Here is a 22,021-nt window from a genome sequence, read left to right on the forward strand (position 1 = left end):
AGGAGCATGCTTGCCTGGACAGCTCCGCACCAACTGCGAGTAGTAGTATTGGAGTAGCGGGAGGCAAGCGCATAGATTTCGCGGCCATTCGGTCGAGAACGGACGCATTGTCGAATTTGTCCCTGGAACCTCAGATTCAAAATGCGATAGAGGAAATTCTTGAAATCCGCTATCAAAGAACCCGCAACAACAGGCTACTGCTGCTCCTCAACAGACGTGGACAGTACATCAATGGCGCTGCCTTGCCCGCGGACCATATTGTACAACGTCGTCGCCAAATTTATCGAACTGACGGGCTTTCTTAGAGTGGAGATGTCTTTAAAGGAACGGGCTCCGGCCAAAGTTGTTTGGTGGTCCGTCATGAATATGGTCGGTACCGGTGTAAACTGAGCCTTTACTGCGCTGCAATCTGGCGGTTCCTCCCAAAGATCCATATCGAGCAGGATAAGATGAGGCGGACTGTGATTGGTCGATAGCCAGATTTTCAAAGCTGACATAGACGAAAAGCCGATTGCCTCATATCCCAAGGCAGCTATCTTTTCCTCGAAGAGCGGCCTAAGTGACGCGTCGCGCTGTGCAATGAGAACGGTTTCTCCCGCACCCAGTGGTACGGTTCGCTCATTAAAGAACTCCGCCAGAGGAATGGGCTTTCGGTAAGACGCCGGAAAATAGAGGTCGAACCTTGTGCCGACGTTGATTTCACTTCGCACACTGATCCGCCCATTCATTCCAACAACGAGACCGTGGACAGCCGCCAGTCCGAGACCAGTCCCGCCCCGTTTGGACTTCGTCGTGAAGAACGGCTCGAAGATGTGTGGCAGTATGCTGTCCGGAATACCCGCCCCATGGTCCTCGACTTGTACGAGCACATAGCTTCCGGGGGTTAGTTCTCCATGCGATAGCGTGATTCTGGAACGCTCGTCACTTTTACTCACCATCACTTTGATCTCGGATGGGCCGATCGAAGCTTGAGCAGCGTTCATGCAGAGATTCGTGATGATTTGCTGTAGCTCGATTGGATTTCCCAAAATGGGGGGGAGCTTTTCCTCGAGCTCAACCGCGACGATGAAGCTATCTGAAATCGACATTCTGATCATTGGCAATATGTCTCGGACGGACTCCGACACATCAAACGGTCTGCTGACCCGGTCACGCTTCCGACTGAATGTTAAAATCTGATCGATGATAAACTTTGCACGATGCCCGCTCGACACCATCTCCTGAACGTATTGTCTAGTTGTCGCGGGGTCGCGATCGAGCTGTAGAGCCATTTCTCCATACCCGAGAATGGCTCCGAGCGAATTGTTGAATTCATGAGCTATGCCGCCCGCCAGCGTTCCCAGTGCTTCAAGCCTCTGCGCATGCTCAAGTCGTGCTTCCAGTGTCTCACGCTCGTCCTTGTCCCGCTGCGCCCTGATGCATTGTGTCAAAGCTATAAGGGCATGACCAAGCAGCCTTACTTCGTCGGGATCCGGTTTCCTGCGAATTTCATTGTGCTCGAGGAAGAGAAGACACACTGAATCGCCTCCCATTTCGGTTGCAACTACGGAGCCGGCGCTCAAAGAACCTTCGGGAAAATGGTCGAACTCCAGGTGCTGAAGGTTCTCGTATAGGAACGGCCTCCAGAGCGATGGCGTTGCCTTGAGGTTCTGCTGGATCCAATGCCGGAATGTTTCTTGCAGCGCATCTGAGCCCAGCATATCGCCCCCTTTGAACGTGACCTCAGCAACTCCGGTCTCGTTGTTGAAGATTGCGAACGCATAAGTCCTTGCATCGAAAAAGTGCGTCAGCATTGCAAGAGAGTCGTTGATGGCTTCGGCAAGATCGTCAAAGCTCTCGTTGAATCTTTTTTTTATGTCCGCCACAAGCGTTTCGAGGTCCAGCTGCTGCGTGAGCTTTTGGGTCTGAAGCTTCAATCGATAGATGAGCCACGCCACATAGCCACAAAGAAGCAATGCTATTGAGCCAAGCAGGACTCTGCTCCAGGATGATCGGACACTCAACTCGCCATAGGCATCCAGATAAACCTTCTGTAGCGTTTGGGCATCCCCGGATGTCCGCGACGCTTGAATTGCTTGGATAATGCTGTCTACGGCCGGCAGTGTGTCGAGAATCATTTTGGCATGAACCGCATAAGCTCGAACGTCCGGCATGACTCCATACGGAGTATCAAGCATATCATCGAGCTGGGTTCGAATGGTGTCACCCAGGGCCGCATTCGGCTGTGTTGCAAAGCGCATCATCAGGTTACCCAGATCGTTCGGGGTGTCTAAAGATCGAGATGTGTCCAATGAGGCTCCTTCGTGGAGCTTGCTAAGCATTCGGTTTGCGATGGACAAAGAGTTTTGCAGCAGCGCATTGCCAGTCTTGAACTCTTCGACCAGTTCCTCATCTCGGTCAATGGAGGAAGAGAGCTTCGAAAGCTCTGCAGCAAGAGCAGCGCGCGCTTCGATACCACTTTCTGGAAATAGATCACTCAAGTGCGCAACCGTGGCATGGAGGGTTCTCACTGACTCAACGAGTGGATCGTAATCTCTCAATAACCCCGCTCTTGCCTGCAAAACATCTCTCTGCAGCGATGCGTGATTTATATCGACCGCACGCAAGGATGTCAGGATATCCTCATGAATTTCCCGCGACGGTACGCGTCCAAACGCAAATGCCGCAAAGCAGAAAGCTCCTGCGACGAGAACCATAATTCTCCAAAGTTCAATCGTGCGTCGCCGAGGAGGACGCTTGGAGTTTGTGTCCATTGTATTCGCCGGTGAGAGTTTTCAGGAACGAGACCAAGGCTTCGATCTCATTCATGGTAAGCTTGCGACCAAGCTGGCTTACTCCCATGATCTCGACAGCTTGACCAAGCGTAGCGGCGCGACCGTCATGAAAATATGGTGCTGTAACCTCGACATTGCGTAGGCTCGGAACACGAAAAACTCCTTTGTCGGATAGCTTTCCGGTGAGCATAAATCGTCCGAGGTCACCATCCCCAGACATGTTTCTGCCGGGGGGCGCTGCGAAGATGCCAAATTTCTGAAACATGTTGCCGCCGACGTTCGCGCCTTGATGGCAGGAAGCGCAACCATAGTCTTTAAATAGTTGGTATCCTTCAAGCTCTACTCTGGACAGCGCACCCGCATCACCCTCCAAATACCGGTCAAATGCCGAATTGGGGGTCGCTAACGATCGTTGGAATGAGGAAAGAGCATCCAGAATACTCATCTTATCGGGTGGATGGCCATAGACTTGCTCAAACCAGTGTGAATAGATTCTACTGCGTCCGAGTCTTTCTGTGAGTATCGACCAGCTCACGCCCATCAAGTCCTCGTCGAGGAGGATCTTTTCGCTCTGCTGCTCCAACGATGTGAAATCGCCTCGCCAACCCAAGCGATAGTTGCTCCCGACATTGTAGACGGTTGGCGCGTTGAAACGGTACGCCTTCCCGTGTTGACCGACCGGCCTGGGAGTATCAACGGTACCGCCGGAGGAAAGGTCGTGGCACGTCTGACAGGATTGATCCTGCTTTGCCGACAGAATGTTATCGGAAAAAAGTCGTTCACCTAGCGAGACGGCCGATTTGTCTAACGAGGGAATGGGTTTCAACGCGGCAAGAGGCTCCCTTTCGTCGAGGCTGACGTTTGCGGCGACCGCTTCGACAACCAGTGCAAACAAAAGGCCCATACCCCAAAGCGCAATATGTCGAACCAAACAGTAGCAGAGCTTGTCGGAACCTCCGATTCTGTTCACAGGTCTCAACCTCGCCTTTGTTCCTCGACTGCTACTTCGGCATCGAAAACGTATCCAGCACCCCGTTCAGTTAGGATCAACGTAGGATTGGACGGATCCGCCTCCAGCTTCCTTCTAAGACGCAGGATGAGAACGTCGATGCTTCGGTCAAAAATTTCTTCGTCATGGACTCGACTGGCATTCAAAAGCTGTTCACGGGACAGGACCTGCGTAGGCGTATCGAGGAACGCGGTCAATAAATTGAACTCCGCTGCGGTGAGCTTGATTTCTTCTGCACCGTCGCGCAGCAGTTTCCGCCTTTTCACGTTTAGTTTCCAGTTAGCAAACGAATAGATTTTTTGATCCCGTCGCTCGGGCAATTGGGGGCGTACTCGAAGGGAAGCTCGGACACGGGCTAGAAACTCCCTTAAGCCAAATGGCTTCGTCATATAGTCGCCGGCGCCGAGTTCCAGTCCAACCACCTTGTCTGTCTCCTCCATACGATCCCCGCTGATAATAATTATCGGCGCATCAGATTTCGTTGATAGCGTTCTTACAATTTCCAGGCCATCTTCGTGGCCAAGGTTGAGATCAACTACAACCAGATCGACGGTTTCCGCAGCAAGAATCTGGCCCAGTTGATGGCTGTCTTTTACGCCCGTCACCCTGAACGCATGCTGAGACAGATAATCAATCAGGAGGGCGCGAAGTTTACTGTCGTCATCTACGATAAGAATATGTTTCACAGGTTAATCCACCACGGTCGAACAGTTGGGTACAGGTCGAGTTGCAAATAGCGCAGCTAGGCTTTCGAGCAGAATCCTCGATCGGCTTCGAGAGCAATGTGGTTGCGGAAGAAGGAAGGTACGTACGCACACACACGAAACGCCCGAGTTCCCTCCCGTATTCCACCTTGAACATGTCCTGCATGTTTTGAGAAACGGGAGATTTGTATCCCAATGTATCGACCAGGTATTCGGACGCATTTACATACAATGCCACCCAACGTGACAAATCGATTGTGCCAATCAACCCCGATAAGGTCGGTGGCAACTTCAGTATTGAACGTCTTCAGGCCGACTTACCAACACCATCTGTTGGATGGGCCGGAGAGAAGGCTCGCATTTTGGACCCGGGATTCCAATCAATGAGCATGTTGCATAGTAAATTCCGAGACAGTCTGTACAGCATGGACGCGTTCAGAGCTGGTTCTTGTCCACTTGCGCTTCCGCTGTCAAAAAGAACGATACCATCAAGAGAGGCACGCGTGACGTAATGGAAGATTTTTTCGGGTGATCGTTCATTCATCGGGTTGCCTTGTCCGGCGTCACCGCCACTGAGACAGAATTGGTTGAACCGAGTGATAGCGATCGAAGATGACAAGCGAGTTTTACAAAACCTGGCATTGGTTACACTTGTAGGGCAGTGTGAGTTCAATTATCACACAGCAGCGGCCCATCAGCTGGTGCTGTCAAAAACTCCGGTCTGTTGCTGATGCGAGCTGATAGCGAGTCCAGTACATAGTTTGGGTCCACTTTTTCTGCTTGATGCCACGAAAAGCGCGATATCGGCGAAGATCGATGAAATAAATCAGAACCTTCCCTGGCTATCCCAAAAGTCTGGGGTGCGACGCGTTAACCGTCATCTGATGGCGCTGCACCACCAACTTCTATCCGAAATTGCCATCCGGCGGGGAATCCGACCTGAGACCAAGTCATTGCCCAGCTCTACAGTTGGTATTGTGGTTGACCAAGCTCGGGATAAGCGAGCCGACTGCGACAACTGCTCGAAATGTTACAAATGTCACTCGGTTATGGGTAACTGTCATTACTTCGTAATTATATAAGGCCGCAATGAACTGAATTTCGGAGAGAGGGCTTTCGAAGCGTGGATATACATCATAATCCAATATTCAGTAAGAGAAGATGCATTCCTGCCTTTGTCCGGTGAATATCCACGGCGCATCCGTCCATCAGCGCGCAACTGAGGCAGGAGAATCGGATGCTGATAGCGATGTCTTTAATCGCGATTGTGGTTTTGGCCGCACTAATCGCTGGCTTCTTTGAAAAAGATAAACGTGCCTTAACGGTTGACCAATGGGCTCTTGGCGGACGGAAGTTCGGTGCCGTTCTGGTGTTCGTCTTGATGGCAGGCGAAATCTATACGAGCTTTACCTTTCTAGGTGCGAGCGGCTTCGCGTATGGCAGAGGCGGTGTCGTTTTCTACATCCTCTCCTACACCTGTCTCGGCTTCATGATGTCTTACTGGCTGCTACCACCCGTGTGGCGCTTTGCAACAGAGATGCGGCTGGTTACTCAGCCGGACTTCTTCGAGAAGAAATATAACAGTCCCATGTTGGGAACGGCGGTTGCGATCGTGGGATTGATCGCCTTGATTCCGTACCTCATCCTACAGCTCAAAGGCCTCGGAATCATTACCGAGACGTTGTCACAGGGCCGCATAAAAACTCCCGTTGCCGTAGCGATCGGGGCGGTGGCGATGGCACTCTATGTCATCATATCCGGAATGAAGGGATCGGCATGGGCTGCCGTAGTGAAAGACGGCACGACATGGATAGTCTGCGGTTTTTTGGGTATCTACCTTCCCTATCATTACTACGGTGGCATCGGGAAAATGTTCCAGGAAATCGAAATCGCCCGGCCTGGTTTCGCTGCATTACCCGGTTCAGGCCACACGATCGTTTGGTACTGCAGCACGATCTTTCTGTCGGCGCTCGGCCTCTACATGTGGCCGCACACGTTTTGCGCAGCCTATACGTCAAAATCAGCGATTGCCTTTCGCAAAAATGCGATCTTGATGCCAATTTACTCCCTTGTAATGATGTTCGCGATGCTGGTTGGTTTTGCGGCGGTTCTACGTGTGCCTGGGCTCGAGGGACAGCAGATCGATCTTTCACTTCTCAAACTTTCCATGGCAACGTTCGACCCCTGGAATGTCGGAATCATTGGTGCTGCAGGCGTTCTGGCTGCCCTCGTACCCGGGGCGACCATCTTGATAACCGGAGCGACCGTGATCTCTAACAACATCTGCTGGAAATTCTATCCTTCTTTGTCCACCTATCAGCTGACCAACTGCGCGCGCGTGTCGGTGATCCTCATTACTTCAATTGCTGTCTATTTCACTCTCGCCGTTGGCGAGAGTATTGTCGCGATTTTGATCATGGGTTACAGCATTGTTACACAGCTATTTCCGTCGCTTTTCGGCAGCCTGCTAAGGCGTAATCCATTCACAAAGGAAGGCGCTTTGGCAGGCATAGTTGTCGGCTTGGGAACTGTGGGGATAGTCAGCGCGACTGGGTTAAACATCGCGACGTTCTTCCCTGATGCTCCAATGTTTATTAAGGAAGTGAATACGGGTTTCATAGCGCTTACGCTCAACGTTATGGTCGGGCTGCTGGTGAGCATCGCCACGGAGCAATGGCCTTCACCATCCAACCGAATCCGTTAGGAGAAACTTGCCGGCGTTTGTGCAGGGCAAGGCGGGTTGACATCGATGAAGCTGCTACCCGTCAGTTTTTAACCTTAAACGCATGGAATTGGATCGTGCTTGCCAGAGACCGCATGTCCGTTGCCGAGATTTTGTAACATTGAACTTCCGGAGGTCTCAGTGCGAATGATCGCAGTTCAACTATCTACTTCAACGATATGCGAGCCGTTGAGGACATTCAGGCGAGGCGGGCGCAAATTCGAGAGCTTCGCCGTGTATCCAAATGTATCCGGGGGGCGGGCAGATACATCATCTTTCAAAACACAGAATTCCGGACATACGGTCGATACATCGCGAGTGCTCCATCGCATGATTGAATCAAGGAGCCAATTATGTCCGAGCCCATGGAAATCAAACGCAGAAGCTTTTTTGCTGTTGCCGCTGCGGCGGTGGCCGCCGTTCAACTGGGCGGTTTGGAGGGCGCCTTTGCTCAAGGCACCACCGCAAACGAAACGCCCGCGGGCAGTGCGCCTGTAAAATTTTCGGCACTTAAAGAAATCAAGGCCGGGGTGCTCAATGTACAGTATGCCGAAGATGGTCCCCGGGATGGGCCGCCCGTCATCCTGCTTCACGGCTGGCCGTACGACATTTACAGTTATGTGGAAGTTGCGCCGATTCTTGCCGCTGCCGGCTATAGAGTGATTGCTCCTTTTTTTCGGGGCTATGGCGGTACCCGTTTTCTTTCGGGGAAAACCCCCCGCAACGGCCAGCAGGCAGCACTCGCACAAGACATTATTGACCTGATGGACGCCCTGAAGATAGAACGCGCAGTAATAGCTGGATATGACTGGGGTGCTCGCACCGCTGACATCGTAGCGGCATTGAGGCCAGATCGATGCAAAGCGCTGGTTTCTGTTAGCGGCTATCTTATCGGAAGCCAGGAAATTAACAAGAAGCCGCTGCCGCCAAAGGCCGAGCTGGCCTGGTGGTACCAGTTTTATTTCACCACGGAGAGAGGCCAGGAAGGCTATGACGCTAACCGGCACGACTTCAACAAGTTGATCTGGCAGCTCGCGTCACCCAAGTGGAAATTCAGCGACGCCACTTACGACAGGTCGGCCGCATCATTCGAAAATCCTGATCATGTCGCGATTGTTATTCATAACTATCGTTGGCGATTGGATTTGGCGAAGGGCGAGACGAAGTATGATGCTTTGGAGGAGAAGCTCGCGAAATTGCCTTCAATCGAGGTTCCTACCATAACAATCGAGGGCGATGCGAACGGTGCGCCACACCCTGAACCGGCTGCCTACGCAAGCAGGTTCAGGGGCAAGTACGAACATCGGAACTTCACAGGAGGGATTGGTCACAATCCGCCGCAAGAAGCTCCCGCCGAGTTCGCAAAAGCTGTCATCGACGCAGATCGCCTCTAATTGTGTTTATAAGTTTGGCAATCCCGGATTGAGGTGCTGTTGAATAAATCCGGTCCGACGTGTCTGACGTTTGGTGCCGGTCGGCTATCCACGGTCCATCCCTCCCGCCTGGATAGCCGTCCTTCCATTGCTGTCAAGGAGTACAATCATGGGATCTTTCAGCGCTTGGCATTGGTTGATTGTGCTCGCTATCGTTATGCTGCTATTCGGTCGCGGCAAAATTCCGGCCTTGATGGGTGATGTCGCAGCAGGTATCAGGAATTTCAAAAAAGGGATAGCTGACGAAGATCCTCGTTCGCAGACTCTCGGCAGATTGGATCGCGACTGACTCTCCAGGAAAGCGGGTAGGTCCTTGCGCGCAAAGCAGTGATACGGTCCGAGGTTTGGAATTGGGCATGTCGATCACGTCCTGACGTAGACCATGCTCGAATTGGTATCCGATGCCTCAAAAAAAGCGCGAGAGGTCATGTCTCATGCAGCTGTTTTTCGACTCGAGAACCGCATAACCGCGACACTGGAGGCAAGGGCCCTGGCCCGATGATGCACAGAGATTCACTGCCGGGTTGTATAATCGTGTCGATGTCGTTTCGGTAGAGCCTTCTTTCGACGAAACACCCAGAATTGTCTGACAGTGTTCGATGCGAATCCCGAACATCCTCAGAGGCACCAAACTTTGCATCTGATAGCGTTCGCATTTTACGGGTGCGCCATTGGCGATTCCGCCGTTCATCAATGTCAACACTTCCCTAAAAGCGAGTCTATTTGTGTAACGAACTGTAGTAACGGCGCCCGCGGACATTCGCCGATACAATTTAGCATTGTCCAGGACATACCGCAGATACATCCCGGGTGCAGGGCTTGTGCGTCTTTTTCCCCTATGATGAGGTTTTCTAATGACGCCGTTCTCTCTCGATATGAACCGCCGCAACTTTATGACTGCGGCAGCAATCGCAGGTGCCGCAACGATGCTCAAGCCTGCGGTATCCTTTGCCGCTGCCGGAGCGTTGTCTGAGGATATCCGCCCTTTCAAGGTGAGCGTTCCGGACACTGCCATCAAAGAGTTGAAGCAGCGTCTCTCCACAGCACGCTGGCCCGCGAAGGAAAACGTTGCCGACGACTCGCAGGGTGTTCAGCTCGAGCGCCTCCGAGGCCTCGTTGACTACTGGGCAAATGGGTATGATTGGCGGAAGGTAGAGCAGAAGCTCAACGCATTGCCGATGTTCATCACAGAAATCGATGGCCTTGATATTCACTTCATCCATGTGCGTTCGAAGCATGCAGATGCTATGCCTCTGATCATGACGCACGGCTGGCCGGGTTCTATTCTGGAGATGCTGAAGGTCATCGATCCGCTAACGAATCCGACGGCTCATGGCGGCAAGGCGGAAGATGCCTTTCATCTCGTCGTGCCTTCCATTCCCGGCTTCGGCTTTTCCGGGAAGCCCAATATGAAGGGTTGGGGATCGGACCATATCGGTCTGGCCTGGGGTACGCTCATGCATCGGCTTGGATACGAGAAGTTCGTCTCGCAGGGAGGAGACTGCGGCTCGGTAATCTCGCAGCGTATGGCGCTGCAGAACGTACCCGGCTTGCTTGGAATCCACCTCAACATGCCAGGGATCGTCCCGAAGGAAATTGCGCATATACTGGCTGCTGGTGATCCGGCCCCGACGGACCTTACTGACAAGGAGCGCGCATGCTTTGACAAACTCGCGGTTTTCTATCGCGACAGCGCCGGCTACGCGAACATGATGGTGACGCGTCCGCAGACCATCGGTTACTCACTCATCGACTCTCCTGTCGGACTTGCAGCCTGGATCTACGACAAGTTCGCCACCTGGACCTATAGCGAAAAGCACCCGGAAAAGGTACTTACGCAAGATGAGATGCTGGACGATATCTCACTCTACTGGTTCACCGAAACGGGAACGTCTGCTGCCCAGATTTACTGGGAAGACCACTCCAATAACTTCAACGCAATCAACATCCCGACGCTGCCAGTCGCGGTGAGCGTGTTCCCCGGCGAAATCTACCAAGCGCCCAAGACATGGACCGAGCGTTGCTACAAAAACCTGATCTACTTCAACGAGACTGATAATGGCGGACATTTTGCTGCCTGGGAGCAGCCCGCCATCTTCACCAATGAAGTGCGGGCAGCATTCCGTTCCCTGCGCCAGAGTTAGATCTTGGCGGTTGCCGCCTATTGCGGCGACCGTTTTCCTTGCGTAAAATGTTACGGTATCGTGTCATTTTCGCCCGCCCGTACCGAGTGACTATGAAAGTGAACCGAATATGAAGTATGCAGCTCCTGCTATCCTTGTAGCTCTTGTGTTCCTTGGCAGCATCCTCTGCAACCGTGTAACACCGCTTGTGTTCGGGCTTCCATTGTTTTTTGCCTGGCACCTTTTCAGCGTTTTTCTGATCTCGGCGGGAATGTGGTTGATATTCCACTTTGATCCACAAAATCGGCAGACAGATTTGGACGACGAAAAGTTTTTGAATTCGTAGTCAATCGAATATTTCGAACGGCCGTTCGACGTCGTCCTGGAAGCAAGCCGTTGGAGTGCATCTATGAGCGGTGTGGCCAGGTCATGCGGAGGCCGTCGTTATAGAAATGTTGCCGCCAACAAAGCGGCTCCACGCATCGGTTGCTACCCTTGCAGGCATCTTCTCGATAGCAAGGAACTTTCGCGCGCCCTTTAGGAGCATTGCGCTAGTGAATTCCGTCCGGTCAATTGATCCCGAAACATGCAGAGAATATCCGTCTCATGCATCGCTTCATTGAAAGGATATACCCCGACAAGTCACTCCTGCCGGGGCTGGAAGGGACTACTTACCGCTTCTCTCCGCCGCTTTTTCAATGAGATGCGCAACGGCGTCGGGATGGGAGACCATCAGCACGTGCGACCCGCCCTTCACGACGACCGATTCTTTGGCCTTCGCTCGCGTTGCCATCCAGGCCATTGCCGCCGCCGGAATATTTTTGTCCGCATCGCCATAGACAAACCATGAAGGAATCTTTTTCCAGGCGGGGTCGCCTGCTGGTTCGTTGAGGGCCGATTCAGTGATTGGGCGCTGGCCGGTGGCCATCAGCTTGGCTTCGTCATGGGGGACATCCGCCGCGAATTGATCAGGAAACTTCGCCTGATCGATATAAAGGTCGTGGTCGCCGTCTGGCAGATCCACAGGTGAGGCCAGAGTCGGCCCAAGTGTGCTGCCGGGAAATTTGCCGCTGAGATCAGCAGCGCTTTCGCCGGCCTCGGGTGCGAAAGCGGCCACATAAACCAGCGCCTTTACATTGTCGTGGCCATTAGCGGCAGCGGAAATAACGTGACCGCCGTAAGAATGGCCGACGAGAACTATCGGTCCTTTGATACTTGACAGAACAGATGACACAGAGGCTGCGTCACCTTTCACGCTTCGCAGTGGATTTGCCGCTCCAATAACGGGATACCCGTCCTTTTCCAGATCCTTGATAACTCCGTTCCAACTGCTGGATTCCGCAAAAGCACCATGAACGAGGACGATGGTAGGCTTCTGTTGTGCCATGGCCGGAGCGGCAAACGTCATTGCTGCTGCAGCCAGTGCGGCGAAAATCTGAGGATGGCGGGACATATGATCTCCTTTGATAAGAAATGACCATCGTATATGTCCCTCGGGCATGTATCCGCGATATGTCAGGAACTCTTCGAAATGTAGCCAACTGTGTTGACAGCTCCGATTGTACAAACTCGTACAAAGAGACTTGTATCTGGCTGTCATTTGGGAAAGTTTAACAAGGTTTTGACGCATGAAGGAGGATACTGATCGAAGCGCGGGCAAGCTCGCCTAATTCTCGCCAAGATCACCTATGGTGTTCAATAACTGCACCTGATAAAGAATTCGCGCAATCGCCTGTCCCTGAGACTAAGACCGACCCACGCGTCAAGTCCCAAGCAAACTTATAGTCTGCGGCGGTGAGAACATCTCGCCTGACCGGATGTGAGTGTAAATCGCGCCACTAGGGAAGTCTGTTATCAACACCCGTCAACAAGCGCAGCCGCGGCACCGCATAGAGCAACACGCAAGGTAATATAATGCCCCGACCACCCAAGCCAGATCTGGAGGTAACTGCACGACCGCCATTTCCGTCTGAAGAATGAAGGTGTGAACAAATGGTCATGACCTCTGCCACAGCAAAGCTACGACCAAGCTCGACAGAATGAGTCCGAATATACGTAACCGGTGTTTTACCCCCACGTTCTGTTTGATTTCCTGATCTGTCATTGAGAGGCGATGAATGGATAGAACGGAGTTTCTCCATGGAGCCTCGAATGGAGTTTCTCACAACGGGCCAGAGTAAGCGTGCCGGTCATCGCCACTGGCCGTCTGATTTGAAAGCCCGGATTGTCTCGGAGAGTTTGCGGCCAGGTGTGACGGTTCAGGAAGTCGCAGATCGTTATGGGGTTCGGGCGAATTACCTGTCGTCCTGGCGCACGCTGGCACGACAGGGCAAGCTTGTATTGCCCTCGCCAGAGGACGAGACGGAATTTGCTGCAATCGTTGTCGGGACACCTGCAGTGAAGCCGCCAGCAGCGCCAGCCTCTCGTGTTGAGATACTCGCCGGTTCAATCATCATCCGGCTGGAGGAAGGCGCATCCGCGTCCCGGATCGTTGCTGTTGCAAGCGCGCTTGCGGCTTCCACATGATCTTTCCTTCCAACCGCGTGCGGATCATGGTCGCGACGAAGCCTGTCGATTTCCGTAAGGGTCATGACGGACTATCTGCGTTGGTGAAGAACGAACTGCGCAAGGATCCATTCACGGGCACTGTCTTTGTATTCCGCTCGCGCAAGGCAGATCGTCTGAAGCTGATCTACTGGGACGGTAGCGGCATGGTTCTGGCCTACAAGCGGTTGGAAGCCCATACGTTCAGTTGGCCGGAAATCCGGGACGGGTTGATGTCGTTGAGCCATGCGCAGTTCGAGGCCTTGTTTGCCGGGCTTGACTGGCGTCGTGTACGCGCGGTGGAGGCGAGAGCGCCGGAGACGGTCGAATAACTGCGGCACGATGACTCTGACTGCAAAATCATCAAGCAAATCAAGACCGGATTTGGTAGGTTCGACGTATGTTGGATGCTGCCGATCTTCCCAATGACATTGCTGAACTCAAAGCGATGCTGATCGCGGCAACTGCGCTTGGACTTCGTAAAGATGAACGCATTGAGCGGCTGGAGAAACTGGTCGCAGCCTTCAAACAGGCAGCTTTCGGTCGCAAGTCAGAGAAGAGCGATCCTGAGCAGTTCGATCTGGCTTTGGAAGATCTGGAAACAGCCATCGCTGCCATCCATGCTGAAGACGAAGCGGATACGGCTCCAAACAAGCGAGTTTCCAAACCGCGCGCGGCCAATCGTGGTTCTCTTCCCAAACATCTGCCTCGCATTGACGAAGTGATCGAGCCGGAGAGTCTGATCTGTGCCTGCGGCGGTTGTCTGCATCGCATTGGTGAAGATGTCTGCGAGCGCCTGGATGTCGTCCCGGCGCAGTTCCGTGTCATTGTCACCCATCGCCCCAAATATGCTTGCCGCAGCTGTAGCGACGGCGTTGTGCAAGCTCCGGCTCCGGCACGATTGATCCCGGCAGGATTGCCAACAGAGGCAACCGTCGCGCATGTGCTGGTCTCCAAATATGCCGATCACCTTCCATTGTATCGTCAAGCCCAGATTATTGCGCGGCAAGGTGTTGATCTCGACCGTTCCACACTTTCCGACTGGGTGGGAAGAGCAGCCTTCGAACTGCGACCAGTGTTTGACGCGCTGATTGCTGATCTGAAGCGTTCCAACAAGCTCTTCATGGACGAAACACGTGCACCGGTGCTTGATCCCGGATCAAGAAAGACCAAAACCGGATACTTCTGGGCTTTGGCACGCGATGATCGACCGTGGGGCGGGAATGCACCACCGGGTGTTGCCTTCACTTATGCGCCGGGTCGTGCAGGACATTATGCTGAACAGATATTGCAGGGCTTCACAGGCGTCCTGCAGGTCGATGGATATGCCGGGTATAATCGGCTGATTGCGCCTGAGCACATTGGTCAGAATATCCAACTGGCTTATTGCTGGGCCCACGCTCGTCGCAAGCTGGTCGAGATCACCCGCACGGGCGCAGCGCCGATAGCAGAAGAAGGCGTCAAGCGGATCGGTGAGCTCTATAAGTTCGAAGCCGAGCTGCGTGGGCTCAACCCGGAAGCGCGACTGACAGCTCGTCAGGAGCGATCAAAACCATTAATCGTCGAAATGAAAGCGTGGCTCGCTCATCACCGTGCCCGTGTATCGGCAAAGGCACCACTGGGTGAGGCTTTGAAATACATCGCCAAATACTGGGACGGCCTGTGTCTGTTCCTGTCCGACGGTCGCATTGAGCTTGATAACAACAGTGTCGAAAGAGCGATCCGGCCGATTGCACTCAATCGCAAGAATGCACTCTTCGCAGGTCATGAAGCAGGCGCACAAAACTGGGGAATTATCGCTTCACTGATAGAGACCTGCAAACTCAATTCCGTTGACCCACAAAAATGGCTGACCAGCACGCTCACAGCGATCGTCAATGGGCATAAACAGCACCTCATACATCAACTGTTGCCCTGGAATTATCCCGACAAGGTGTGATTGAGACATCGCTTACGAATATACGAATATACGAAGCATTGAGAACCCCTTGGAGTTTCAGCGCAACAAGTTGACAATTCAGGTCGGCTCGACCAACGGGTTATAGGAGCGGTGATACAGCCTGGTTCCAAGGCTGAGCAGCACCAGATTACGAACCGGATCGGGCGCACCGCGAAGCTTATCGCGAGCGTGGCATTGCTTTCGCACCCACTCCACTCGGTGCTTTCTGCGCTCGTGGAACTCCGAAAGCGAGCAGTCAAGGGCCTGTTTTCCGGTGATGCAGTCGGCCAGAACCACCGCATCTTCGAGCGCCATCGCGGCTCCCTGCGCCATGTTTGGTGATGAAGCATGCGCGGCATCTCCAATCAAAACCAGACGATCTGCAACATAGCATCCAAGGGGAACCTCCTCGAGATACGCTCGATGCGCGCTGGTGCTGTCGTCAAGTTCGGAGACAACAGACCCTAACGGATGTGCAAAGTCGGCAAACAGTCTTTTCAAGCTCCGAATAGATCCATCACCAAATTCATTCGCAGGACAATCTGCGTACAGGTAGAGTTTCGATGATCTGAGCGGTATTGTCAAAAGCGTGCGTTTCATACCGAGCATTGCGGTCCAGCTATCGATCTGATGGCGGTTTTCTACCATAAGCCGCCATGCTGCCAAGCCGATAGATCGCGGGCTTGTTTCGGCAAAAGTTGAGGCACGAATTGATGAACGGATTCCATCGGCTCCAATCACGAGATCGTAGTCTGAGACGCGCCCATTCGAGAAGTGCACTTCCCTCCTTCCTATTCGCGAAATGCTATTCACCACTGTGGTGCCGTGCGTGATCGCCGTTCTTCTGAGAGATGATTGGAGCACGTCAGCAAGTGTCTGTCGAAGCACGGATACGCAAGGACCGCAATTTCCCCAGACTAACTGCGTCGACGTTTTATTGAGGAGTGAACCGCGGGAAGACATAATCGCCTGGGTACGAATGGGGTATGACACAGGCGCGATCTCTTCTTGAAGACCGAGATTGCCCAATGCGCGCATTGCGTTTCCCAGTAGAAAGAGGCTTTGCCCGGCGGTAGGCGATACGCTCTTTTGCTCAACGATCTCGGGATGGAAACCCCGTATCTCCAGAGCTCTGGCGGCCGCAAGGCCCGCAATGCCGGCCCCCACGATTAATATCTTCAACGCAAATTCTCCTAACCAAGGCCAAGTCTGGTGGTCGGATACATTAAATCAGCCGGGATGCATCTCGGCTTCAGGATGAAATAGAGTTGATTGCAATTGTAACAGGAGATGTCGGAAGGCCTGCTCAAATATTTCAGGGTGGCCGATCACGTGCCCGGTAATAGGTCGAAGCCTCGGTTATGTATTACAAGATTCCGCCCGGTAAAGAACTTTCGTCCAAAATTTCAGGCTGGGGATATAGCCTGTGAGGGGAACCTGCCTCCATCAGTTAGTTGCCACCCCCAAACATCCGGGGAAGGATTGAAGCGTGACGTCACCTCTCGATTCTTCTTCAGACTTCGTTTGAATCCATCCCAACCTGAAACTGCACGATGAAGTGCTTTTACCCCTTCTTACCAACATTCATCATAGTCGAGATATTGGCCGCCTTTAATTGCTGGCGGAAACAAGGTGCCCAAGATGCTGTTCCCGTCGAACCCGGGCGGCGGACATGATCTGTTACATAATTGAGTGTTCTCGACACAGACCAGATACACCAGCAGTTGATAGTGCCCCTGTCGCTGATAGTTCCGTATGCCTTTAGACAAGTTCCAGGTCAGCCTATCAGATCCACTTTACCTTAGGAGAATCCAAGATGAAAACGAAACTGCTCGCATTGGCGTTGATGTTAAGTACGACCGGTGCATATGCATCGAATAGTGATGCATTGAAGAACCATGGTGGTTCCTCGAATTTACAAACAGTTCTGAGTGGAAAAGCTGACCCTGGCGAAACTGTACGCTCTCGATCAAATCCCAACGTATCATTCCGGGTTCTACAGTCGGGAACAATTCTGAGAACAAACGAAAAGTACGGTACTGAGTATCGCTGGCGTCCGGAGCAAGAAGCGGCCTTCAATAACCGCAAAACCAATTTTGGTCACTAGCTGCCCTGTTGCGTGATCTGCAAACAGAGGATGAAGAAGAGCCAGGCGGACAGAAGTATCTTCGAACGCATATTGCCAATTGCCCCGACCGGGATACTAACGTTCTGACATAGGCAAGGCGGCGACTTGATCTCAGAAGGGGTCGTTGCCAGCGAAGCCGGTACAAGAACGGCAAGCCCGCTCGGTCGAGGTGATGGCAGTAAGCCTTGCATCACTCGGAAGCAATCATTCGCTTCGCTATCGCAAGATCACCAGAGTACGAGTCTCTCTCAAATCTCTCAATAATCGGCGTAAGTAGCGCTATGGCTGCCGCGCGTTGACCGTGGGCAATCTTTACTCGAGCGGACTCCAGGGCTCCACGAAGAGCCCAGGCAATCGAGCCTTGCCTGCGGCTCTCTTCCAGGCATTGGCGAAAACAATTCTCCGCCGCGCTTGGCAACTCTTGATCCCGGAGTGACATTCCCTCCAATCGCAGAGCTTCGGGGAGATAAAGAAGGTCACCGTTACTTTCAATTGTTCTCTTTGTTTCACTGACGAGTGACAGTGCGTCACGCGGCTGGTTGGAAAGAAGCAGGCCCTTGGCTAACGCTAGCGCTAGCGGAGTAGCCTGCAAGCCATAGTTGGCAGCGTTCAAAGTCTCTACTGCATCAGTCAGCGCTTCGATACCGATATCGACGTTTCCTCGCGCAATGTCCAGATCCGCCAGCAGTCCGGCCCCGACGGCACGATGGGCCAAGAAGGACTGAATTGTGGCGAAATCGACCAATCGCCGCGCATACTCCTCTGCAACCTCCAAATCGCCGTTCCAGGAAAACACCGACGTTGCCCAAAGCAACGCTATTGACAGGGACAATGGGTGCCCGCTTTGCTCCGCGGTAACGATAGCCGCCTTGGCGCACTCTTTTGCCTCGTTAGGTCTACCTTCAAGCCAGAGAGTTCGTGCCAGGAACGCCTCGGAGACGCCCCCCTGAAAGCCCAAATATGTTGCGGACCGGGGAAGCGTCGCGCCAAGACGGGAAGCCGCCTGCAGGGCCGATCGCGCATTGGGCAAGTCGCCTCCCATGTGAAACGAAATACCCAAGAGGGATTGTCCCAGCGTCTTCGCTGCTGGATCGTTCATCTTGGTCGTCAGGCCCCAGGCTCGCTCCGCGAGACGGTGCGTGGTTCTAAATTGCCCGACGCTGAGATGAAACATAAAGAGCGGACCCAAGCAATTTACTCGATCCAATACGGTGCCCCGTTCGTCGGCAATCTCCAGACTGCGTTCCAGTGACTTCCTTGCTGCCGCACTCTCACCGCGCATAAACATGAGAGATACACCTAGTGCGGACTGGAGGCGCATTTCGTCAAGAGTCCCGATCGTATGTTGGTCCAAGCTGGAAATCGCTTTGCTGATCCACTTATAACTTTCGGCCAGAGATGACAGTGAGAGCAACAAAGGAGATGCTGCCGCTGTAAGTCGCACTCCGTCAGCAATATTCCCTTGAGTGCCGAAACACCAGGCAAGCGCAGTTCGAACATTCGCAAGCGCACCCAACTGGCTCCCTCGCTGTTCCCGTTTTTGAAGGCGATACCATGCATGCTCAGAAGATCTAAGAGACTCCAGATAAAAACGAGCATGTCGAGCAGCCAGTTGCTGCCCATCCTCGACTTCGATGGAAAGAGCATACGAACGCGTGCTGTCCAACAGACGATATTTGATCGCTTCCCCACCGGGCCTGGTGGCGACCATGGATTTCTTGACCAGGCTATCCAGGGCTGCGAGCACGGCAGTCGGATCGATCAACGTATTGGTTACAACCTCCAGAGCAGCGTCGATTGTAAAGTCGCCGACAAACACAGCAAGCCTACGCAACACCTTCCGTTCAATCTCAGACAGAAGGCCGAAACTCCAGTCCAATGTCGCCTGCAGGGTCCTTTGGCGTATCGGCGCTGTCCTGTGTCCAGGCCAAAATAGATTCAAGCGCTCGTCTAACAGCTCCGACGTCTTTTGTGCGCCGTAGCTTGCGACCCGGGCTGCAGCCAGTTCGATTGCAAGGGGCAGACCATCGACCTTGCGACATATCTCCGCGATAACCGCGGCGTCGCGAGTGAGATCGAGCTGTGCTCCACTTGCCAACGCTCGTTCAAGCAACAGCTGACTTGCTGGATAATCTCCAATCTGCTCGGCCGCGCAAGTATGTTCCGGAGGGTAAGCCAGAGGCGCTAGCTTATGAACGTGCTCGCCCTCGATCTCCAACGGTTCACGACTCGTCGACAGCAGATAGACATTGGGCGCGCCGGCATAAATTCGGGAACCTAACTCGGCGATCTCGTCAATCAGATGCTCGCAGGTATCAAGCACAATGAGCACCCGCCTGTTTGACAGGTATGCGACGAGGGCAGATGTTGGATCTCCAGTTTGTGGAGATACCCCCAGCGTCGAGGCAACAGTTGCTTCGACAAGCGATGGGTCGCTGATAGATCCCAAGTCGACGAAATGCACATTTTCTCTGAAGTTGGCAGCCAGATTAAGCGCCACCGATACTGCAACTGTCGTTTTTCCAACACCTCCGGAGCCCACGACCGTTACAAGCCGTTTGGCCAGAACCAGGGAACATATAGCCTCACTGTCCTCAGTCCGGCCATAGATATGATTCAAGACCCCCGGAAGTGAAGGTTGATGACGGTCCAATGAAGAGACAGCTCTCTGCTCACTCCGTTCTTCATCCACAATAGTGCTTGCGGCAAAGTAGTAACCGCGACCGGTCGCGGTAAAAATATACCGTGAAGCTTCCTCTCCTTTGGCAAGCGCTTTTCGAAGCTTGTTGATGTGGAAGCGCAAACTCACTTCTTCGACTGATACTTCTGGCCAGACTGAGGCTAAAAGTTCTTGCTTGCTGATAATGGTGTTTGGCCGCGACGCCAGAAACCAGAGAAGATCGAATGCTCGCGCTCCGAGACCGACTGGCTCGTTGCCGTACAAAAGTATTCTTCCGTTGCGCTTCAAAGTGAAAGAACCGAACGAAATCGTAGTTATTTCGGACGATGCCATGAGTATTGTTCCTGCAGCAGATAGTACGGACCAGCGTGCCATCTCGGGTGGGTGCTTAATTGTTAGGTATTTGTTAGCTGCACGGGCGTCTGTGTCAAGCATTTGGTAATCAACACTTTTACACATCTCCGGCGATGGGCAGCTATCAGAAGCTAACAGCAGCTCATGCAAGATAACGTGTGTAAGAAACAGCGGTGAGCTAAAACGCTTGAACTGAAATAAATCGCTGGCCACGCCCATGGCGTTGGTTTCGGATTTTGTTCTGTCAGCAAGCGTTCAAACCCTCGAGGAGGCCATGTCCTTAAGCGATATCGAGACAGCGCACATCAGTCGCAACAGCGGATACGTTGGCAGCTTCCTGGAAAGTGCAGGCCGTCGAAAAACGGCAACGCGGGAAATGCGGGAGACAGTACGGCTTGCGGATCTGGTCCGGCCGGTTATTCGTGGAGCCGTTCGCAGTTTCTCTGGGCGCTCAATTCTCACCCAGATCGCCATACCGATCCTCTTGGGCACAGCCATAATAAATTGCAGCCTTCTTTGGCTTTCTATCAACGCTCACAACCCCGTTCGAAATTATCCGATCGTGCTCTCTCTTTTGGTGGCTCAGCTCATATTGTCTCTGCTCATCACGATGGCTGCTGCAAGAAAAGTGGCGGGCAGCCTTTCAAATCTCGTCACTACCGCGGATGAACTGGTGGCGAACGGCCCAATCAATAAGATGGACGAAAGCGGACCGCGTGAAGTTGCAGAAGCGGCAAGAGCCTTCAACGATATGTGTGATCGGATGCAGCATCACCTGGAAGCAAGGGTTCAGATGCTCTCTGCTTTCGCCCACGACATGCAAACGCCGATAACCAGGATGCGTTTGCGCACGGAGCTGGCAGATGACTTTCCAGAAAGGGACAAGCTGCTCAGAGACCTGGGTGAAATGGAGCGTCTCGTCCGCGATGGTATTACCTATGCGAAGAGTTCGTTCCAAAAGCCCGAAGAGTCCACTGCTGTTGATCTGCGGGCTTTGATCGAAAGCATCGTTTTTGACTATGAAGATACGGGAAGAGACGTATCCCTGGTGCGAACTATTGATGCGGTGACAGCACTTCGCCCAGTCAGTCTTCGCCGCGTGGTTACCAACCTCATCGACAACGCGCTAAAATACGCTGGTGCTGCTGAGATCAGCGTTTACCGCTCACACGGCGCAGAAGCCGTAATTTCTGTCCTGGATCGAGGTCCGGGTATCGCTGAAGAACTTCTCGCAGCGGTCAGGCAACCGTTCGTAAAGCTGAAAGGCGCTGACAGCGAAACTGCAGGTATCGGCCTGGGTCTTGCCATAGCCGAACAACTGGCTGGGGAGATGGGTGCCGTGTTGCAATTAGGGAACCGCGAAGGTGGTGGCCTACGCGCGGAAATTATCCTGAAAAGCAAAATCAAAGGTTGATAGGATTCAACTAACGGGAGCAGCCGACCTTGTTGCCGGAATACTCTTGCACTACGGCGTATATCAGGGATCAAAATCTGTTAACGGTGCGCGCGTATCATTCGGCGGGGAACACGTTCACTCAAGTAAGCGTTCGATCAATCTCTTCTGGCGTTGTCATGATCCTGACGGTACGTTTCTCGGGCAGAAGGTGGCTT

Annotated in this window: 16 protein-coding genes; 10 read left to right on the top strand and 6 right to left on the bottom strand. The window is 53.1% G+C overall.

Going from position 1 to position 22,021, the window contains the following annotated elements; genetic code table 11:
* Positions 1-194: 194 nt before the first annotated feature.
* From ABKW30_RS10555 to ABKW30_RS10565, 3 genes are all read right to left on the bottom strand, one after another.
* A complete protein-coding gene (locus ABKW30_RS10555) occupies positions 195-2,696 on the bottom strand; it encodes a two-component system VirA-like sensor kinase (RefSeq protein ID WP_348598847.1) in 2,502 nt (833 codons plus the stop codon).
* A gap of 13 nt (positions 2,697-2,709) precedes the next feature.
* Positions 2,710-3,669, bottom strand: a complete 960-nt coding sequence (locus tag ABKW30_RS10560; RefSeq protein ID WP_348598848.1) for a cytochrome c peroxidase — start codon at positions 3,667-3,669, stop codon at positions 2,710-2,712.
* Positions 3,670-3,749: 80 nt separating this feature from the next.
* Positions 3,750-4,469: a response regulator gene (locus tag ABKW30_RS10565; protein ID WP_348598849.1), complete on the bottom strand. Its 720-nt coding sequence runs from the start codon at positions 4,467-4,469 to the stop codon at positions 3,750-3,752.
* A 1,255-nt stretch (positions 4,470-5,724) separates the two neighbouring features.
* Between ABKW30_RS10565 and ABKW30_RS10570 the strand changes: the two genes are divergently transcribed.
* The 5 genes from ABKW30_RS10570 (at position 5,725) to ABKW30_RS10590 (ending at position 11,111) form a co-directional block, all read left to right on the top strand.
* A complete protein-coding gene (locus tag ABKW30_RS10570) occupies positions 5,725-7,191 on the top strand; it encodes a sodium:solute symporter family protein (RefSeq protein WP_348598850.1) in 1,467 nt (488 codons plus the stop codon).
* 371 nt (positions 7,192-7,562) lie between these two features.
* The gene (locus ABKW30_RS10575; protein ID WP_348598851.1) at positions 7,563-8,603 is read left to right on the top strand and encodes an alpha/beta hydrolase; all 1,041 of its coding nucleotides are present in this window, start codon (positions 7,563-7,565) and stop codon (positions 8,601-8,603) included.
* 148 nt (positions 8,604-8,751) lie between these two features.
* Complete coding sequence (locus ABKW30_RS10580; RefSeq protein WP_348598852.1) at positions 8,752-8,931, top strand: twin-arginine translocase TatA/TatE family subunit; 180 nt, start codon at positions 8,752-8,754, stop codon at positions 8,929-8,931.
* Positions 8,932-9,496: 565 nt separating this feature from the next.
* Positions 9,497-10,786, top strand: a complete 1,290-nt coding sequence (locus ABKW30_RS10585; protein ID WP_348598853.1) for an epoxide hydrolase family protein — start codon at positions 9,497-9,499, stop codon at positions 10,784-10,786.
* 109 nt (positions 10,787-10,895) lie between these two features.
* Positions 10,896-11,111 (top strand): DUF3311 domain-containing protein, encoded by a 216-nt coding sequence (locus ABKW30_RS10590; RefSeq protein ID WP_348598854.1) that lies wholly within the window; start codon positions 10,896-10,898, stop codon positions 11,109-11,111.
* A 321-nt stretch (positions 11,112-11,432) separates the two neighbouring features.
* Here the strand turns inward: ABKW30_RS10590 and ABKW30_RS10595 are convergent, their stop codons facing one another.
* Positions 11,433-12,173 carry an alpha/beta hydrolase gene (locus ABKW30_RS10595; RefSeq protein ID WP_348599007.1) on the bottom strand — a complete coding sequence of 247 codons (741 nt, stop codon included), beginning with the start codon at positions 12,171-12,173 and terminating at the stop codon, positions 11,433-11,435.
* Positions 12,174-12,916: 743 nt separating this feature from the next.
* Between ABKW30_RS10595 and ABKW30_RS10600 the strand changes: the two genes are divergently transcribed.
* From ABKW30_RS10600 to ABKW30_RS10610, 3 genes are all read left to right on the top strand, one after another.
* Positions 12,917-13,291, top strand: coding sequence for a transposase (locus ABKW30_RS10600; RefSeq protein WP_348598855.1), 375 nt, complete (start codon positions 12,917-12,919; stop codon positions 13,289-13,291).
* Complete coding sequence (tnpB, locus tag ABKW30_RS10605; protein WP_348598856.1) at positions 13,288-13,641, top strand: IS66 family insertion sequence element accessory protein TnpB; 354 nt, start codon at positions 13,288-13,290, stop codon at positions 13,639-13,641. The genes ABKW30_RS10600 and tnpB overlap by 4 nt, the downstream gene beginning before the upstream one ends.
* A gap of 68 nt (positions 13,642-13,709) precedes the next feature.
* Positions 13,710-15,248: an IS66 family transposase gene (locus ABKW30_RS10610; protein WP_348598857.1), complete on the top strand. Its 1,539-nt coding sequence runs from the start codon at positions 13,710-13,712 to the stop codon at positions 15,246-15,248.
* Positions 15,249-15,326: 78 nt separating this feature from the next.
* Here the strand turns inward: ABKW30_RS10610 and ABKW30_RS10615 are convergent, their stop codons facing one another.
* Positions 15,327-16,415, bottom strand: a complete 1,089-nt coding sequence (locus ABKW30_RS10615) for an FAD-dependent monooxygenase (RefSeq protein WP_348599008.1) — start codon at positions 16,413-16,415, stop codon at positions 15,327-15,329.
* 649 nt (positions 16,416-17,064) lie between these two features.
* Between ABKW30_RS10615 and ABKW30_RS10620 the strand changes: the two genes are divergently transcribed.
* A complete protein-coding gene (locus tag ABKW30_RS10620; protein ID WP_348598858.1) occupies positions 17,065-17,355 on the top strand; it encodes a hypothetical protein in 291 nt (96 codons plus the stop codon).
* 211 nt (positions 17,356-17,566) lie between these two features.
* Here the strand turns inward: ABKW30_RS10620 and ABKW30_RS10625 are convergent, their stop codons facing one another.
* Positions 17,567-20,629, bottom strand: a complete 3,063-nt coding sequence (locus tag ABKW30_RS10625) for a winged helix-turn-helix domain-containing protein (protein ID WP_348598859.1) — start codon at positions 20,627-20,629, stop codon at positions 17,567-17,569.
* A 55-nt stretch (positions 20,630-20,684) separates the two neighbouring features.
* Between ABKW30_RS10625 and ABKW30_RS10630 the strand changes: the two genes are divergently transcribed.
* Positions 20,685-21,824: a HAMP domain-containing sensor histidine kinase gene (locus ABKW30_RS10630; RefSeq protein ID WP_348598860.1), complete on the top strand. Its 1,140-nt coding sequence runs from the start codon at positions 20,685-20,687 to the stop codon at positions 21,822-21,824.
* Positions 21,825-22,021: the final 197 nt, after the last annotated feature.

Origin of the sequence: Phyllobacterium sp. SB3, assembly GCF_040009165.1 — a bacterium.
Classification (GTDB): Bacteria; Pseudomonadota; Alphaproteobacteria; order Rhizobiales; family Rhizobiaceae; genus Phyllobacterium.